The following is a 17,067-nucleotide window of genomic DNA, read 5'->3' on the forward strand; positions in this document are numbered from 1 at the left end:
ATTCCGGTGATCCGCGTGGAGATGAGGGCCCCCATCAAGGTCTACATGAGCCGGAAGCTCATAGGGGTGAAGCCGGGGGACACCGTCAAGAGGGCCGGGGAGGTAATGACCGAGTTCGACATCGGCTCACTCGTCGTCGTTGACGAGGAAGGCTACGTTGTGGGGTTTCTCACGAAGGGTGACATCATAAGGCGCCTTGTAGTTCCGGGCCTGCCGAACACTACCCCCGTGAGGGAGATAATGACCAAGGAACTAGTAACGGTCTCGGCCGAGACCCCCCTCAGGGAAGTCCTCGACATAATGAGTAAGAAGGGCATCAAGCACATCCTGATCGAGGAGGAGGGCAGGATCACGGGCATCTTCTCGATAACCGATCTCCTCGAAGCTAGCAGAAGAAAGCTTGAAACGGCCATAGCAACGGAGTGATGCCCATGATAAGGATAGCCCACATAAGCGACACCCACATAACCAACGAGGGGGCCTTCAAGGGCTACGCCTTCGACCTCATCGTGGAGGAGATAAACAGGGGCAACTTCGACTTCGTCATCCACACCGGCGACATAACCAACCAGGGCCTCCGCGAGGAGTACGAGCAGGCCGCTTACCAGCTTAAGAAGATAAAGAAGCCCCTGGTGGTTCTCCCCGGGAACCACGACGTCAGGAACGTCGGCTACAAGCTCTTCGAGCAGTTCATAGGGCCGTTGAACGGCGTCTACGAGTTCAAGGACGGAGTGGTCATATGGGTGGACTCGACGATCCCGGACCTGAGCGACGGCAGGATAGGGGGGAACAAGTTCCGCTGGCTCAAGGAGAAGCTCGAGGAGTACTCCGGCAAGAAGTTCAAGATAGTTGCGGCACACCACCACCTCGTTCCGCTCCCAGACACGGGGAGGGAGAGGAACGTCCTCTTCAACGCCGGTGACGTCCTGGATCTCCTCCTGAGGAACGAGGTGACCCTCTACACCTGCGGCCACAAGCACGTCCCCAACGTCTACCGCGTTGAGGATCTAGTTATAGACAACGCGGGCTGTACCTCCTGCAAGAAGACCCGGCGGGGAGACGTGAACAGCTACAGCATAGTGGAACTCCACGACGACGGGAGCGTGAAGGTGACCATAAGGCGCGTTACGGGGGACGAAGTCCAGGGGGAGCACAGCCCGGTGAGACCAAAGATCTTCGTGCCCTCTGGAAAGAGGGTTCTGAGGATAGTCCAGCTCAGCGAGAGCAACGTCTCGGACAGGGTGTACTTCAGGAAGAGAACCCTTGAGAACGCGATCAGGATGATAAACGAGAGGCTAAAGCCGGACTTGGTCATCCACAACGGGGACGTTGTCGACGCTGGAATCGAGCGCTACTACGAGAGGGCCTACGAGCATTACAGGGAAGTGAAAGCCCCAAAGATAGTCATCCCGGGCCACAACGACATAACCTACCTCGGCTACGAGCTATTTCAGGAGTACTTCGGGGAGCCCGAGGTAACTGAGCTCGACGACGTCGTCATAATCCCCCTTCTAAGCGCCCAGTACGAGACGCCGATAGGCGTGGTCGGCAGGATGGGGCAGAGGCGGCTCAGGGAAGTCCTGAGGGACTACGAGGGCAAGTTCAGGATAGTGGCCCTCCACCACAACGTCATCCCCATCCCCAAGAGCAGGGAGATAGGCTTTCTTGAGGACGCGGGAGACGTTCTAAAGGTTCTGACGGACGAAAAGACAGAGCTAGTGCTTACGGGCCACGGAGGCAACGCCTACGGCGTTAAGATCGAGAGAACGCCGATAGTCAACTCCGGCTCCGTGAGCTGGGAGCTCCACAGGAACCCCTTCGGAAACAGCTTCAACCTCATAGACATCTACACCGACATGGTGGTGGTGTGGGAGGTCCAGTCAACGTGGGGGAGTAAAAAGCTCCTCGGGATCTGGAAGAGGAAGAGAGGCTAGCTTCCCCTCTCGGTTTTTCTAAGCCTCCTCATCATGTCCTCCATTATAAGCGACACGGTTTTCTCCAGCTCCACGTTCTCTATGACGGGGATCCCGAATTCCCTCGCCCTCTCGACCAGGTACTCCTGTATCCTCATTATCCTGTCCGCGTTTTTTACGTACCTCTCGGCGCTCCTTATCGAGTAGCGCGACCTCTCGTAGAAGTGAGAGACGAGGTGCTCCTCGCTCGGAACCGTTATCACGTACATGAACTCGTTCTCCTCGGGGGTTATGAAGCCCGGAACGACATGGATTCCCTCTATAAGCGCGTTCAGACCCTCCCTGCGCGAGCGCTCTAGAACCGCCTTTATCCCGACCGAAACGTGCTTCACCTGCGTCTCAAAACCGTAGACGACGGGATCGACGCTCCTGGGGGAGTTCACGACCTCGCCCGCCATGAAAGAGGACACGTGGATGTCGGGGAGGAGTTCCTTTGCAATTACCTTCCTCAGAACCTCCCTTATCGTGTCCGTTCCGATGATGCTCCTTATGCCCAGCCTGAAGGCGAGCTCCGTGGCTATGGTCGACTTCCCAACCCCAGTGGTGCCCCCGATGAGAACCGCGAGCCTCAACCTTCTGCGCCTGAGGGTGCGCCAGAAGAGGTACCTCTCGGCCGCGTCCCTGAGGCCCCTTTCGACGAGCTTCGAGTAGGTCAGCTCCCTTATCTCGTCCGTCGTGACGGCGTACTTCTTCCTCCTCTCGAGCTCCTTCTGAACCTCAGCCGCTATGGCGTACGCTATACCCACATCCACCCCTGCGAGGGTTATGGACCTGGTGAGTATCCCCCGTGAAAAGGGGAGCCTGACCCTGCGCTCTGAGTCCGTCACTATTATCATTTCCGGCCCCCCGAGAGAACCTTCCTTCCCAGCTCAAGAACCGCCTCCCCGAGGTCTTTTCCGTCGATGTTCACGGGCTCGTTGTCCAAGTAAACAACCTCAAGCCCCCTCTCGAGCGCCCACTTGGTGACCACATCGACGGCGGCGGCCTTCAGCTCGACCGCGACGGCCTCTATGCCGGAAAAGCGCTTAAGGTCCTCCTTGAGCGCGGGCCTGTTCGAGAGGTTCCCCGAGGTGTGGAGGACTTCGGCCCCCATGCTCTCAAGGTGTTCCACCGCCGAGGGCAACGCTGTCATAGAAGTCATCACGAGGCCCAGCCTCTTCCCCTCCACCTCGCCGAGGGGCCTCGGCCTGAAGGCCGTCAGGTGAACCTCGGCGGAGGGGTTTATCTCCCCGACGATAGCTTCAATCTCCCTTCTCCGGTCTTCCCCGACCATATCTGCCATGGTAACGACGACTACGTCCGCCAGCGAGATCCTGAAGGGACCGAAGTAGTTCCTGAGGAAGTCGAGCCTCTGGAGCGCGCTCGTGACGACCACGTAGCCGTCGGCCCGGTAAGCGGGAAAAGTTGCCCCGCTACCCTCCAGTATTATGAGGTCGTGGGGCAGGCTCTCGGCGAGCTCAACGCCCTCATCGACGACGTCGAAGAAAGGAAAGCCCGCCATTCCGCCCCCGCAGCGCCTGCAGCCTATGGTAGTTACGCGAGCCGTTAAAGCGTCCTCAAAATGATCCGATGCTGCGTGCCTGCCGCTCTCCGCAAGCTTAAGCAGAAATTCCGAGGGTATCTCAAACCTATCCCCCTCTATCACCTCCGGCTCTTCCGGCCCGCCGCGCCCCATCGTCACTACCACCGGGCTCGCAAGCTCTTTTAACGTCCTCGCCACGAAGCCGCTCACGGCGGTCTTTCCGACCCTCTTCCCGGTCCCGATTATGGCCAGACTCGGCTTCCTGGTTCTCTTCAAAGGCTTCGGCCGGAACTCAAAGTCGGCCCCTCTGTAGGAAACGCCGTGGAGCATGCAGAGGGAGGCTACCCTAAAGCGATCCTCGTAGTTGAGAACCGGTTCGTCGCTTAAGTCAACGACCTCCTCCACGCCGGGGTTCTCCAGTAAAGCCTGGGAGAGTGCGGAAAGGTAATCCGAGGTGCTATGGTATAGCCTAACCCCCAGTTTCCTCTCTACCTCGTCCAGTCCCCCTATTTTCTCGGTCCCCCCCAGAAAAACGGCGCAGCAGACGTCCCCGAGCTTCTCCATTGCCCACCTCACAACGTCGGGGTAGTGCTCACCGTCGATGAGGGCTATCCTCATTCAATCACCCTGCACTCACTTCGGGTTCCGAGGATTTAACCTTTTGCTTGGATCTGCAGAGGAAGGATTATAAACTCCAAATTCCAGATATGGGCGGAGCTGTCCCGGGGACAGCTCTCGACAGGAGGTGTAAAAAATGGTTGAGATGGTAGTTAAGTCAAAGGTTAAGGAATATGTCAAGGGCCTCGACGAGGAGATGAGGGTTAGCCCGGAGTTCTACGACGCCCTTGAGGCCGAGCTCAAGGCCCTCGTTGAGAAGGCGGTCAAGAGGGCCAAGGCCGAGGGCAAGAAGACCCTCTACGCCAGGCACGTTTGAATCCTTCTTTTCCTGCTTTTCCAATTTCATCGATGGCCTTTTATTCCCTTTATCCAATTCTCCCAGGTGATGACATGGCCCTAAAAAAGCTTGGGGATTCAGCCTACCTGTACCCGGGGAGCCCGTCGACTCTCGTGAGGATTCTCGGGGATGGCGCGGTTCTAGTTGACCCGGGTCACGGGAGCGGGCGGCACAAGGACCTCAGAAGGGAAGCCAGAAAGCTCGGGATCGAGGTCAAAGCCCAGCTGGCCACTCACGGCCACGCGGATCACGTAGCCGTGGCTCCCAGGATAAACGCACCCCTCTTCATTCACCGCTTCGAGTTGTCGATTGCCGAGAGCCCGCTGAACAGGGAGCTTTTGACCTTCGGCTCCAAGGCCCCCGAGGGATTCCTAGTCTTCCAGTTTCAGGGCGAGGTGAAAGCTCACGCCGTCTTCGAGTGGGGGGACGAGCCCTTTGGCCTGAAGGCCATCAGGCTCAACGGCCACTCCCCCGGGATGACAGGCTTTCTCGACGAGGAGAACGGTCTAATCTACGCCGGCGATGCCTTCTTCGGCGAGAGGATCATCCAGTCCGTTGGACTGCCCTACCTCGTCGACCCAGAATTATTCAAAGCTTCAATTAAAGAACTGCAGAATTATGCAGAAAAGGGCTACCTCCTGATCCCCTCCCACGGGAAGCCCGTTGAAGGGGAAGAAGCGGAGGAACTGCTCGAGTTCAACCTCAAAAGGGTGGAAGGAGCTGAATCCCTCGTTTTAGAGCTCCTGAAAGCCCCCAGGTCAACGGACGAGCTGGCCTATAAGGTGATGGAGCACTACGGCGTTGAGATAACCCCGCAGAAGCTGGCACTCAACCTCGTCCCGGTGAGGGCTTTCATAGCGGAGCTCTACAACCGCGGGGAGATCGAGGCCAAGGTAGAGAAGGGGCTTAAGTGGTCAGTAATGCAAAAGGGATAGCTTTGCGGTTGCCATCCACAAAGATCACACCAATCTTTGTGGTTATCAACCACAAAGATTTGGGAGAACTTTGCGGGTAGTAATCACAGAGGTTCACTCATCGTCGGGATAGCAGAGGTACCTGTAGGGGCAGAACTTGCAGAGGTAGGAATAGCGCCCTTTCGGTGGCTTTTCCCTTTCGTAGGCTTTTTTCACGCTGTAGAAATGCCTCAGGGTCTCCTTGAAGAGGTGCCTGTCGTAGGGCACCTCGAAGGCCCTGAAGTTCGGCCCCCTAACCACCGGGAAGGACGAGAAGTCCAGCTTGCTGATGACCTTGGTGGGCTCGTCGTGAAGCTTGATGTAGTAGAGGTAGCCGTACTCCGCCTCGGCCCACCGGAGGTATATGTTGAGCTGGGCTAGGTGGTAGTCGTAGGGGATCTTTGGGAGGCTCGTCTTGCCCTTTATCTCGATGGGGAAGTCCCTGTAGGCGTCTATCCTGCCGTGGATCTCGAAGCCCAGCTTGCTGGAGCGCAGAACGAGGTGCTTCTCAAGCTCGAAGCCAAAGCGCTTTGAAAGGATCTCCCCGAGGACGTTGTGGGTGTTTATCCCCTGGTTCAGCCTCACCCTAACGAACTCGGGCCACCGCTCGGGGTAGCCCATGAGCCGGAAGTATATCCTCCTCGGGCAGGTTAAGGCCTCGCTGGCGTAAAACTCCAAGAGACCGTCTCCATCGCTTCCGTTGCCGCTCATCGTCTTCCCTCCAGCGACGGGGCGGGTCATCGGCCCGCGAACCTCGCCGCCCCTGCGTCAGCTAATACCGACGTCATCACAGTTCAGACTGGGCAAGGGTCGTCATCCGCAAAGGGGATAAAAAGGCAAGCTTAAAACCCTTTGCCCCTCCAAGAAAAGCCGGTTTCAAGCCCTTATCCTGGGCTTTCCTGTCCTCTTGAGGGAGTAGCTCAGTCCGTAGGCCGGCCAAAGGCTCGGCGGCTGTTCGTAGTGGTGGAGGTTCCTCAGTATCTTCTCGGCGGTGCCCTTATCCCTGGCCTTCACGATGAGCCTGCCCTTGGAGAGCTCGACCTCACCGTTTGGAAGCCTGACCCTGATGTTCTCACCCTTGACCTCCGGTCTTGCCTTCAGGAGCAACCTGCGGTACTCTTCGTAGGCCCTGGAGCTCAGTTCCTGTTCGAGAAGGAATTCATCCTTCCTTCCTTTAAATATCCGGGAGAACCAGCTACTACTCGAGGGGTCTTCGTCCATACGCCTCATCGACCTCCGGTCGATATATCTCGTTTATAAATCCGTCCACGGGTTTTTAAGGCTTTCTCCTCGCTTTTTGCCGAAACGACGAAAGGAACCCTTTTAAGGTTCCAGGCCTGAGAAAGGGCGATGTCACGGAAAGGCAGAACCCAGCTCATCAAACCCCGCATAAGGGAAATCCTCTCCCGCGAGCTTCCAGAGGGGTTAGTCAAGCTGCTCCCCAAGCACTGGGTTCAGATAGGGGACGTTCTAATTCTACCGCTCAGGCCCGAGCTCGAGCCCTACAAGGGAAGGATAGCCGAGGTCTACGCGGAGGTTCTCGGCGTTAAAGCCGTCCTCAGGAAGGGCAGAATAAGCGGCGAGTTCCGCGAGACGAACTACGAGCTCCTCTACGGCACAGACACGGTGACGGTTCACGTGGAAAACGGGATCAAGTACAAGCTCGACGTCGCTCGGATAATGTTCTCGCCGGCCAACGTCAAGGAGCGCGTGAGGATGGCGAAGGTGGCGAAGCCGGGGGAGCTGGTCGTTGATATGTTCGCGGGAATCGGGCACCTCAGCCTTCCGATGGCCGTCCACGGTGGAGCGAGGATCATCGCGATAGAGAAGAGCCCTTACACGTTCCGCTTTCTTGTAGAGAACATAGAGCTTAACAAAGTCCAGGACAGGATGACGGCCTACAACATTGACAACCGCGACTTTCCGGGGGAGAACATCGCCGACAGGGTCCTCATGGGCTACGTCGTCAAAACGGCCGAGTTCATACCGAAAGCGTTGAGCATAGCGAAGGACGAGGCGATAATCCACTACCACAACACCGTTCCGGAGAGGCTGATGCCGGCGGAGCCCTTTGAGACCTTCAGAAGGGTAGCTAAGGAGCACGGCTACGAGGCGGAGAAGCTCAACGAGCTGGTCATCAAACGCTACGCACCCGGCGTCTGGCACGTCGTGGTGGATGTTAGGGTTTTCAAGAGGTAGGGCAAAACTTATAAAAGCTCCACCCGTATCAACCGGCGGGCGTGGGCCGGTAGCTCAGCCTGGTTAGAGCGCGGGGCTTTTAACCCCGTGGCCGCGGGTTCGAATCCCGTCCGGCCCGCCATCACAAAACCACCTTTCTCACCCCACGTTGAACTCAGTCCACGCTTTGATCTTCATGCTCATTTTGTTTGCCAGGTCAGTGATCACTACCGTTTTCTCTATCCTGTAATGTCCCGGCCCGAGGTTCAGCTTCGCCAGCTCGATCTTCTGCTCCCAGCTTTCTCCCGGCCCGATTGTGATCAAGACCTGGGCAAACGTCATGTTAACGGGAACCTCCCTCCACTCCCAGTCCTCCAGACGGTAAAGCCTGAAAGCGTAGCCCGTTGTAACGGTGTCGTTCCCTTTGTTGGTTATCGTGAGTACCATCGTGTCGTTGGGAGAGTAGAAGGCCTTATCGGGATGCATAAACGAAGCGTTCTCAACAGGCACTATCGGGCCGAGGCTTTCGTTGAGGTTCGATGGGTTCTCCCTAACTGTCAGGCCGTCGGAAGCGTTCCCGTGGGTGCTCAGAACCTGGTACGCGAAAACTACTCCGATCAGGAGCAGTACCACAAGAAGCACGCGCTTCATCCCCGGCACCCTATCGTTCTCAGGAACGTGGAAAGTATTAAGGCTTGCGACGGCTTCAAAATGGTTTGAAGTTTTGGAAAGGGAACAATACAAAAGGGAGAAAAGGAGAAGATCACTCCCTGAGCGGCAGTCCATGGTCGAAGGAGTAGTAGACCTTCTGGAACTCGGCGCGGAAGCCGTAGACGTCCCTCTTAACCTTCTTCGGGTCCTCCTTGTCGAGGAGGACGCGCTTAATGAAGTGGGCTATCTCCTTCATGTCGTCCTCCATCATGCCAACGCGGGTCATCTCCTGGACGCCTATCCTAAGACCGCTCGGGGTGTTGACCTTCTCGAGCGGATCCCAGGGCAGGAGGTTCTTGTTGAGGATTATGCCGGCTTCCTCGAGGAGAGGCGCCGCCCATCCGCCAGCAGCCTCGTGAAGGTCGCTGACGTCAACTATAACCTGGTGGCTCTCGGTGTAGCCCTTGTCCTCACCGATGACCTTGAAGCCCTCCTCGGCTAAGGCTTCCGCCAGAGCCTTGGCGTTCTTAACTATCTGGGCCGCGTACTTCTCGCCGTACTCGAGCATTTCAGCTGCCGTAATGACCTTTCCGGCCATGTGGTGGAGGTGGTGGTTGCTAAGCACTCCGGGGAAGATGGCCCACTGGAGCTTGGCTATCTCCTCGGTCTCACCGAACCTCTTGTAGAGAATTACACCGCCCTGCGGTCCCGGGAAGGTCTTGTGGGTTGATGCCGTGATTATGTCGGCTCCCTCGCGGAGCGGGTCCTGGAACTGCTTTCCAGCTATAAGACCGAGGACGTGGGCACCGTCGAACATGACGTACGCTCCAACCTCCTTCGCAACCGGCGCGAGCTCCTTGACCGGGTGCGGGAACGGGAAGAGCGAACCGCCGAAGACGACTATCCTGGGCTCGAGCTCGCGGATGAGCTTCTCGGCCTTGTCAACATCGATGTTGAACTCCTCGTTGTCAAAGGGCCAGGTGTAAACCTCCAAACCGCGCATTCCGGCGGCACCGAAGGGCATGTGGCTTATGTGCCCGCCGTGGCTGGTGTGAAGGACTATCGCCTTGTCCCCCGGCTGGGTGAGACCGAAGAAGACCGCCTGGTTGGCGTTGGTTCCGGAAACCGGCCTAAGGTCGGCGAAGTCGCTACCGAAGAGCTTGGTGAAGAGCTCGACACCGATGAGCTCAACCTCGTCGACGTACTTGCAGCCCTGATAGTAGCGCTGCCTCGGCCAGCCCTCGGCATATTTGTGCATGAAACCGCTCGCAACGGCCCTTGTAACGCTCGGAGAAGTCACGTTTTCGCTCGCTATGAGGTTTATCGTGTGCTTCCTCCAGTTCTCGTGGTCCTCAATAAAGCCCAGAACCTTATCGCGGTACTCCCTGTACTCGGCCATCGCAAACACCTCGATGGAGATTTGAACGTCCCGAATATAAATCTTACCGAAGGTGTTCACGTATCCAGAAATGTACATCAAATCTGGAGAAGAAAAGAGGGCTCAGCGCCCCCTGAGGCGGTGGGCGAGCCACATTAGGACCGGAAGCACGATGAAGGCCAGCATGTCGCCAGTGTCGCCGGCAAAAGCCAGAACGTCGGCGAAGTTCCTGACGCCGGCGAAGTAGACCACAGCTGGGGGAACCACCGTTAGGGCCCACGCGTACGACCTTTTCAGTCTCACGAACTCCTCGCTGTTGCTCTGCTGTGCCAGAGCTATGCCTATGTAGCTCGTGGTTATCGCAAGCAGCGGAATGAGGTTGCCAACGAGCCAGCCAAGCCTTCCGTACAGTTCTTGGAGGCCAAGGGTAGCCACCTCTGGCGTGTTCCTGCCAAAGACAAGGAGAAAAGAGGCCATGAAGACGGCATAGACGACGGTGGGTATTAGGAAAGCCAGGACGACCACCTTCCTTGTTTTCTCGTAGCTCCCGAGGCCCTTGTAGACGTCCGGTATGATGGTGTGGCAGCCGAGGGCGAAGATGGCCACTCCCGTTATGCTGAGGATCCCGGAGAGGTCGGAGTAGAGGCCGTTTTCAAGTTTTGCGTGCGGAACGAGCATGAAGGTGACGCCGATGAAGAGGGCCAGCATGATGTAGCTCATAACCAGTTCCGTCTTTCCGCTCGCCTCGAGGCCGTGGTAGACCACCAGCGATGCCAGAACCCAGAATACGAAGCCTCCCACCGTCTCGCTGATCCCAAAGAGGCTCGCGAACACCTGTCCCATACCGGCCACGTAGGCCAGCAGGGCCCCAAAGCTCATCAGGGTTATGCTGAGGTACATGAGCCAGCCGCCGGCTTTGCCGAGGGTTCTGTTGGCTACGGTGCTCATCTGGGCCCCGTCCATTCTGGCCGAGAACTTCAGCACTATGAAGGCCGTCCCGAGCATCAGGAGCATTACCCCGATGAGGACGCCTAAGGCGGGGATGAGACCGACCTTGCTGGCCGCGTAGGGGAGGCCTAGAACTCCCGCTCCAATCTGGGTTCCCACGAGAACAGCCAGGGCTTCCCTCTCGCTTATCCTCGGCTTTTCAATGGTGATGGGGCTCGTCCTGATGCCCCTCACGCACTTCCTTCTCCTGATGTTCTGGATGACCACGAGCTTTTTCCTTCTCTGGGCCGCTATCCTCGCCGAGTAATACCTCCCGTGGGATGTGGCGACCTTCCTCCTCTCAACACCCTCGGAGACCGGCATCTCTCTCACCACTTGGATGTACAGATGAACACAATTTAAACCCTCCTACGGAAACATGAACGGCTCTTCAAAAAATCTTCGGGAACGCGTGGGGTTCGCCTAAACGACGGGCATGATTTTTAAGGTTCGGCGAGTAGGGGCTAGCATGATAGGGGAAGCGATCAAACTCCTCGCCCGCTCCCGCCATGCAATCGCCTTCACCGGGGCGGGGATAAGTGCGGAAAGCGGCGTTCCGACTTTTAGGGACGCCAACGGGCTGTGGAGGAACCACAAACCCGAAGAGCTCGCGACCCCCGAGGCCTTCAGGAAGAACCCCTCTCTGGTCTGGGAGTTCTACAGGTGGAGGATGGAACTAATAAGGAAGGCCAGGCCGAACAGGGCCCACCTCGCACTGGCGGAGCTTGAGAGGATGGGTATAATCAGGGCTGTGATAACCCAGAACGTCGACGACCTCCACCGCGAAGCCGGAAGCAGGAACCTGATCGAACTGCACGGCAACATATTCCGGGTTAGGTGCACCTCCTGCACCTACGGGGAGAACCTCAAGGAGAGCGGAAGGCTCGAGGAGTTCCTAAAGGAAAGGACCCTCCCAAGATGTCCGCGCTGCGGCTCCCTGCTGAGGCCGGACGTCGTCTGGTTTGGGGAACCCCTCCCCAAGGGCGCACTGGAAGAGGCCTTCCGGCTGGCGGAGAGGTCGGACCTAGTCCTCGTCATCGGGACGAGCGGCGTCGTGTATCCAGCCGCCTACATCCCCCACATAGTGAAGGAGAGGGGCGGGAAGGTCATAGAGATAAACCCGAAGAGGAGCGGGATAACACCCATAGCCGACGTCTTCATACCCTCCCCGGCCGGGGAGGCCATGGAGAGGATCCTAAAGGCATTGAGGAGGAATGCAGATGAATGAGGGGGTTTTCCTAATAGGCTTCACCAGCGAGGAGGTTAAACTCGTCGAGGGGGCCCTTGGGGGCGTCGAAGTAGTTCCCTTGCCCAGAGAGTGCACCGGATGGAAGCTGAGGGAGGTCGTTGAGAAGAGGCCGAGGGGAAGCGCCGACTGGCACGAGAGGAAGTTCCTTATAATGCACGGTTCCAACGAGTTCATAAAGCGCGTGATCTCCGCGATCAGGCCCCTCAGACTCGGCAGGATAATCTTCGTCTCCACGACGCCGATATCGCTGGAGAGGACGCTTGAGGAGCTGATAGAGGAGTGGATAGAGGAGGACGAGTACTTCAGGGCGTACCAGTGGGCCCGGAGGGAGGCCAAGAAGAGGAGCGGCCCCTTCCTCGACTTCAAAAGGTAACTAGCTGCCAAGCCTCCCCTTGAATTTCTTGTAGCTTATCTCAAGGGCCTCCAGAACCGGGAGCCTCTCCCCGGCGAAGAAGCTAAGCATCGCGCCCCCTCCGGTGGAGACGTGGCTTATGCCCTCGATGCCGTACTGGTAGATGCTCGCTATGGAGTGGCCGCCGCCGACCACGCTGAAAGCTCTGCTCTTTCCTATAGCCCTGAAAACCCCCACCGTGCCCTTGGCGAACTCCTCCCTCTCAAAGACGCCCATAGGGCCGTTAGCCACTATCACCCTGGCCTCACTCAGGATCTCACCGTACTTCTCAACGGTTCTGGTTCCTATGTCCATTATTGGGTGGCCGTCAAGGAGCCTCTTCTCATCGCTCAGGAGGTCTATCTCGAACCTCTCCCCCTTGTAGTCGATGGCAAAATCAACCGGCGTCCTCACGTAGGGGTAGAACTCATCGAGGATCCTCTCGGCCCAGTCAACGAGCTCTAGGAGGCCTTTCCTCTCCAGGAAGGATATGTTGGCGTCACCGATGTGGAAGCCCTTCGCCAGCGTGAACACCTGGCCGACGAGGCCGCCCGTGAGGATAAGGTCTGCCTTTCCTCGCTTCAAAACGTTCTCAGCAACTCCAAGCGAGTCGTCCACCTTCGCCCCCCCGAGGACGTAGACCCTCGGCCCCTCTCTGGTATCGTAGGCCCTCGAGAGGGCATCCACTTCACCCTCCATGAGCCTCCCCATCACCATGGGCCTTATCCGTGCGAACCCAACCAGGGACGGCTGGCTCCTGTGGGCGGCGGCGAAGGCATCGTTGACCGCATAGTCTATGAGCGGGGAGAGCTTCCGCACAAAGTGCGTCCTCTCGCACTCCTCAAGGGGCTTGTAGAGAACCTCCTCAGCCGAGAAGCGGAGGTTCTCGAGCATCAGGGCCTCCCCAGGCTTCAGGGATTTTATCCTCTCCCTGGCGTACCTTCCAAAGATGTCCTCAACGTACTCAACCTCCTGTCCGAGGAGGCGGGAGAGTATCTCAGCGTGCTCCTCGGTCGTCACGTAGTCCTCCTTGTAGGGCTTGCTCTGGTGGGTGGCTATGACGAGCTTTGCACCCCCTTCAAGGAGCTCCCTAACCGTCGGAAGGGCCGCTCGAAACCTCGCGTCGCTCAGTATTCTGCCACCCTTGACGGGGGAGTTGAGGTCAACCCTAAGAAAAACCGTTCTGTCCTCAAAGCTGAAGTCGGTGAGCCTGAAAGCTTCCATGCTTTCACCCGGAGGGTATTGCCTGGGACATGTTAAAAATCATTCTAAACACCCGGGGTGATAACCTAGAAGAAAGAGATTTATATGAGGTCGAACAAACCATTACTACGTGGTGGTAACGGTGACATGGACGTCCGAGATGCTGATGGTCGCCCCCCGGGAGGCGCTCATCGATATCATCGTTGAACTCCTCAGGAGGATGGGCTTCATAGAGTACGAGAAGGTTCCCCGGAGGGACGAGTGGGGGCTCGACGTGATAGCCCTGAGGAACGACCCCATAGCCGGTACTGAGAAGGTCGTCATAGCGCTCCATGACAAGGGGCTCGCGAGCTCAAGGGACGTGAACGTTTTCGGGGGAATAGTGAATGCCCAGAAGGCCGACAAAGGCGTCCTCGTCTCCCCGGCGGGCTTCACAAAGGACGCCAAGCTCCTGCTTTCAAGGGAGTACCGCGGGAGGATAATCCCATGGGACGGGGACAAGCTCGCCTCACTCCTGAACAACTACTCCGTTCCCATCCCCGAGGACGTAAAAACACTCGTGGAAAAGAAGGAAAAGCCCGAACCCGGCCCAGAGGACGTTCTCAGGGAGTTCAGCCTCGACGCGCCGCTTCTGTACGAGTTCTCACCGGAGACCATCCTCGAGCGCGTTGCCAGGGAAGTGGCCTCCAGGTATCCGGTCGAGCCCAAGGAGGTCGAGCTCTCGTCACTCAAGGCCAAGTTCATGAGCTCGTACGTGGTGTCGTGGAGCGTTGACGAAGCTGAACGGGGAACCGCCGTCGTCTTCTCAAGGGAGAAAGTGATCCTCAGGGGCGACGAGGATCCGGAGCTCAGCGTCCCCCTCAAAAAGGCCAGACTGGACTCACCGGCAACGATAAGGGCCACCGAGAGGGAGATCGAGGTGCCGCTGTCCCCGGGGGAGGCCGTTCTGGTGGTCAAGGAGCGCGTCGCCAAGAACCTCGGAACCACCGAGAACAGGGTGAAGATCGCGTCCAGGAAGAAGGTCTACATACCCACAGAGGCAGAACTGGGCCTGAAGATAGGGGACAACAGGGGAGAGGCCAGGATAAAACTCCCGCAGGGCGAAATCGAGGTCTCCCTGAAACCCCTCCCAGAGGAGCATTTCGTCAGGAAAGCGGCTGAGGCAGTGCTCGCGGAGACCGGGGAGTCCGTCGAGAGCACAGAGGTTGCGATGAAGGAGAAGAAAGTCGTGGTTTCGGGAAAAACCGCGAGGTTCTCCTTTGAAGCGGTCTTCAATCCCTACACAGGAAAGCCCCTCAGGTTCAGCACGAGGATGAGCGAGGACGCCGTGAGGGAGCTCCTCAAAAGCAAGTACCCCGGCGGGGAGATACTGGAGATGGAGTTCGGGAAGAGGAGCGCAGTCGCAGACATCTTGGCCGGCGAGAGAATCCGCGTGGTGAGGGTTGACCTGAGCACCGGAAGGGACGAGGAAGTGGCCGAGTTCCCTCCACTCGGGGAGGCCGTGAGAAAGGCGAAGGCGATAATCGAGGAGAACTTCCCGGTCAAGGGGCTCGAGCTTTCTTCGTACCGCGTCGTGGACCACAAGCACCTTGAGGTGGAGCTGTCAGGGGAGCACGGGAGGGCACGGGTCAAAATAGACGGTTCCACGGGGGACGTGTTGGACTACTTCGTGGAGATATCCGAGAAGAGGGCCGGGGAGATCGTCCTCGAAAGGTACCCAGGCTACGAGATCGCCTCGGTGACTGGAGAGACCGACGAGTACATAGTGGACGCCGTCAACGAGACCCATGAGGTGAGGATCAGACTCAGCAGGGACGGCAAGATAATGGAGGAGATAGACAGGGTTCTGAGGAGGAAGCTCGCCGAGAAGATCGCCGAGGAGAGGGCCAGAGAGGTGGATCCCGAGGCCAAGGTGGAGTCGGTGGAGCTCTCCGATAACTGGGTGGTCAAGTTCACAGGGGTTTCAAAGGTGGGCGAGCTGGTTCTCGACAGGGCGAACGGAGAAGTGCTGGAGAGCAGGGTTCACTTCACGGAGAGGGCGCTGGAGGAGAGGTACCACGAGCACCTCAGGAGCAAGTACGGGGAGGATAACCCGAGGACGGAGCGTTTAACCCACTACAAGGACAAGGGCTACGTCCACATAAAAGTATCCGGGAAGGACCGCCTGTACTACGCCAGGATCGACACGAGGACCGGGAAAATAATCAAGGAGGACCTCGTCCCGGTCAAAGGCCTGGCCGCGAAGCTGAAGCAGATGGGCCTCGAGCGGGAGTACAGGTGACCTTTTTCCTATTTTGAGGGCTTTATTTTGGCAATCTGTGGAAAACCCTTTTATACCGATTGACGAACGTTTTTCGGTGGTGATGATGGGTGGAAAGGTCATCCACGATGGAATCCACGGGAGCATGAAGATAGACGGCGTGGTTCTCGACCTCGTGAGGACGCCCGAGTTCCAGAGGCTGAGGCACATAAGACAGCTGGGTCTTGCTTTTCTCGTCTACCCGGGGGCGAACCACAGCCGCTTTGAGCACTCGCTGGGGACGTGGAACGTCGCGAGAAGGCTTTCAGGGGAGCTGGGCCTGGACGAGGAGGAGGGCCTACTCCTGGAGATAGCGGCGCTCTTACACGACATCGGCCACGGCCCCTTCAGCCACACCTTCGAGAGCATCTACAAGCACTACACGAGGGAATACGACCACATGCGCCTCGGTCAGAAGATAATCCTGGGCGAGATCGACCTGACGGACGGAAACGGCGGCGGCAGGATCCCCGAGATCCTAGATAACTACGGCATGGATCCCCGCGAGGTAGCGGAACTCATCCTCGGCAGGGGCAAAAAGAGGTACCTGGGCCAGGCCCTTCACGGCGACGTGGACGTGGACCAGATCGACTACCTAATCCGCGACGCACACTACACCGGCGTCGCACACGGAATAATAGACATGGAGAGGCTCCTCAAGGTGATGGCCGTCCACAACGACGAACTAGTAGTCGAGGAGAAGGGCGTTGAAGCGGTCGAGGGAATGATGGTGGCGAGGTCGCTGATGTACTCGAGGGTCTACTTCCACCACACGGTGAAGATAGCTGAGGGCATGCTGACCAGGGCTCTGGAATTCGCCCTCGAGGAGGATCACCTCTGGGACTTCTGGAAGATGATAGACTGCCGCGTTCTCGTCGAGCTGGAGGACCTCGAGGGGTTCCCCTCTGAGATGGTGAGGAGGATAAAGTACCGCGACCTCTACAAGGCGGCGGTTTTGGCGAGCGCCGACGAGCTCAGCCCGGAGGAGAAGAGGGAGCTCCTAACTGCCTACAAGAACGTGAAGAGGAGGCAGGAGATAGAGAGGAACCTGGCAGATGCCGTGGGGGCCAAGGAGGGCGAGGTGATCCTGGAGTTCAGCATAGCGGACCTGATGCTCAGCGAGCCGAGGCTTAAGGCCACGGAGATAAACGTCCTGATGGACGACGGCAGGCTGGAACCCCTGACCAGAGTCACCCCCCTAGCGAACGCCCTCAAGAGGAGACAGACTCCCAGATGGGCCGTTCTGATAGCCTCCCCGGCAGGGTACGTGGAAAGGATCAGGGAGGTGTGGAAAAAGGTTCTCTTCGGCTGATCCCTCTACTTTTTGG

The 17,067-nt window shown here is 57.9% G+C and carries 17 protein-coding genes and 1 tRNA gene; 10 read left to right on the forward strand and 8 right to left on the reverse strand.

What is annotated here, in order from left to right; all coding sequences use genetic code 11:
• The first annotated feature begins 15 nt into the window (after nt 1-15).
• Together ACZ5AM_RS08580 and ACZ5AM_RS08585 are read left to right on the forward strand one after the other, a co-directional pair.
• The gene (locus tag ACZ5AM_RS08580) at nt 16-426 is read left to right on the forward strand and encodes a CBS domain-containing protein (RefSeq protein WP_464916088.1); all 411 of its coding nucleotides are present in this window, start codon (nt 16-18) and stop codon (nt 424-426) included.
• A 5-nt stretch (nt 427-431) separates the two neighbouring features.
• Nucleotides 432-1,934 (forward strand): metallophosphoesterase family protein, encoded by a 1,503-nt coding sequence (locus ACZ5AM_RS08585; protein ID WP_464916089.1) that lies wholly within the window; start codon nt 432-434, stop codon nt 1,932-1,934.
• On the opposite strand, the gene ACZ5AM_RS08590 is transcribed toward ACZ5AM_RS08585, so the two are convergent.
• Both ACZ5AM_RS08590 and ACZ5AM_RS08595 read right to left on the reverse strand, forming a co-directional pair.
• Nucleotides 1,931-2,809, reverse strand: a complete 879-nt coding sequence (locus ACZ5AM_RS08590) for a 2-phosphoglycerate kinase (protein WP_464914575.1) — start codon at nt 2,807-2,809, stop codon at nt 1,931-1,933. The genes ACZ5AM_RS08585 and ACZ5AM_RS08590 overlap by 4 nt on opposite strands.
• Nucleotides 2,806-4,113, reverse strand: a complete 1,308-nt coding sequence (locus ACZ5AM_RS08595) for a 2,3-diphosphoglycerate synthetase (RefSeq protein WP_464914576.1) — start codon at nt 4,111-4,113, stop codon at nt 2,806-2,808. Before ACZ5AM_RS08595 ends, ACZ5AM_RS08590 begins: the two co-directional genes overlap by 4 nt.
• Before the next feature lie 136 nt (nt 4,114-4,249).
• On the opposite strand from ACZ5AM_RS08595, the gene ACZ5AM_RS08600 reads away from it, so the two are divergent.
• Together ACZ5AM_RS08600 and ACZ5AM_RS08605 are read left to right on the forward strand one after the other, a co-directional pair.
• On the forward strand, nt 4,250-4,429 hold the full coding sequence (locus ACZ5AM_RS08600) for a hypothetical protein (protein WP_464914577.1): 180 nt from the start codon (nt 4,250-4,252) through the stop codon (nt 4,427-4,429).
• A 74-nt stretch (nt 4,430-4,503) separates the two neighbouring features.
• On the forward strand, nt 4,504-5,385 hold the full coding sequence (locus tag ACZ5AM_RS08605) for an MBL fold metallo-hydrolase (protein WP_464914578.1): 882 nt from the start codon (nt 4,504-4,506) through the stop codon (nt 5,383-5,385).
• A gap of 93 nt (nt 5,386-5,478) precedes the next feature.
• Here the strand turns inward: ACZ5AM_RS08605 and cas4 are convergent, their stop codons facing one another.
• Both cas4 and ACZ5AM_RS08615 read right to left on the reverse strand, forming a co-directional pair.
• Nucleotides 5,479-6,114 carry a CRISPR-associated protein Cas4 gene (gene cas4, locus ACZ5AM_RS08610; RefSeq protein ID WP_464916090.1) on the reverse strand — a complete coding sequence of 212 codons (636 nt, stop codon included), beginning with the start codon at nt 6,112-6,114 and terminating at the stop codon, nt 5,479-5,481.
• Between the two features lie 165 nt (nt 6,115-6,279).
• Complete coding sequence (locus ACZ5AM_RS08615) at nt 6,280-6,624, reverse strand: hypothetical protein (RefSeq protein ID WP_464916091.1); 345 nt, start codon at nt 6,622-6,624, stop codon at nt 6,280-6,282.
• Between the two features lie 129 nt (nt 6,625-6,753).
• On the opposite strand from ACZ5AM_RS08615, the gene taw2 reads away from it, so the two are divergent.
• Together taw2 and ACZ5AM_RS08625 are read left to right on the forward strand one after the other, a co-directional pair.
• Nucleotides 6,754-7,602, forward strand: coding sequence for a tRNA(Phe) (4-demethylwyosine(37)-C(7)) aminocarboxypropyltransferase Taw2 (gene taw2 / locus ACZ5AM_RS08620; protein WP_464914579.1), 849 nt, complete (start codon nt 6,754-6,756; stop codon nt 7,600-7,602).
• Nucleotides 7,603-7,645: 43 nt separating this feature from the next.
• A tRNA-Lys gene (locus ACZ5AM_RS08625) sits at nt 7,646-7,723 on the forward strand.
• 17 nt (nt 7,724-7,740) lie between these two features.
• On the opposite strand, the gene ACZ5AM_RS08630 is transcribed toward ACZ5AM_RS08625, so the two are convergent.
• The 3 genes from ACZ5AM_RS08630 to ACZ5AM_RS08640 form a co-directional block, all read right to left on the reverse strand.
• Entirely contained in the window at nt 7,741-8,232 is a 492-nt protein-coding gene (locus ACZ5AM_RS08630; RefSeq protein ID WP_464914580.1) for an immunoglobulin-like domain-containing protein, read from the reverse strand.
• 112 nt (nt 8,233-8,344) lie between these two features.
• A complete protein-coding gene (glyA, locus tag ACZ5AM_RS08635; RefSeq protein ID WP_464914581.1) occupies nt 8,345-9,631 on the reverse strand; it encodes a serine hydroxymethyltransferase in 1,287 nt (428 codons plus the stop codon).
• A gap of 102 nt (nt 9,632-9,733) precedes the next feature.
• Nucleotides 9,734-10,921, reverse strand: a complete 1,188-nt coding sequence (locus tag ACZ5AM_RS08640) for an aromatic amino acid transport family protein (RefSeq protein WP_464916092.1) — start codon at nt 10,919-10,921, stop codon at nt 9,734-9,736.
• A 145-nt stretch (nt 10,922-11,066) separates the two neighbouring features.
• On the opposite strand from ACZ5AM_RS08640, the gene cobB reads away from it, so the two are divergent.
• Both cobB and ACZ5AM_RS08650 read left to right on the forward strand, forming a co-directional pair.
• Nucleotides 11,067-11,825 carry an NAD-dependent protein deacetylase gene (gene cobB / locus ACZ5AM_RS08645; RefSeq protein ID WP_464914582.1) on the forward strand — a complete coding sequence of 253 codons (759 nt, stop codon included), beginning with the start codon at nt 11,067-11,069 and terminating at the stop codon, nt 11,823-11,825.
• Nucleotides 11,818-12,219, forward strand: a complete 402-nt coding sequence (locus tag ACZ5AM_RS08650; RefSeq protein WP_464914583.1) for a DUF3783 domain-containing protein — start codon at nt 11,818-11,820, stop codon at nt 12,217-12,219. Before cobB ends, ACZ5AM_RS08650 begins: the two co-directional genes overlap by 8 nt.
• Here ACZ5AM_RS08650 and ACZ5AM_RS08655 read toward each other — a convergent pair whose 3' ends face one another.
• Nucleotides 12,220-13,461: a phosphoglycerate kinase gene (locus ACZ5AM_RS08655; RefSeq protein ID WP_464914584.1), complete on the reverse strand. Its 1,242-nt coding sequence runs from the start codon at nt 13,459-13,461 to the stop codon at nt 12,220-12,222.
• Nucleotides 13,462-13,582: 121 nt separating this feature from the next.
• Here ACZ5AM_RS08655 and ACZ5AM_RS08660 point away from each other — a divergent pair, with 121 nt between their 5' ends.
• Complete coding sequence (locus tag ACZ5AM_RS08660; RefSeq protein WP_464914585.1) at nt 13,583-15,721, forward strand: restriction endonuclease; 2,139 nt, start codon at nt 13,583-13,585, stop codon at nt 15,719-15,721.
• A gap of 85 nt (nt 15,722-15,806) precedes the next feature.
• Nucleotides 15,807-17,051, forward strand: a complete 1,245-nt coding sequence (locus ACZ5AM_RS08665; RefSeq protein ID WP_464916093.1) for an HD domain-containing protein — start codon at nt 15,807-15,809, stop codon at nt 17,049-17,051.
• The last annotated feature ends 16 nt before the right edge of the window (nt 17,052-17,067 follow it).

Source organism: Thermococcus fumicolans, from assembly GCF_055386755.1.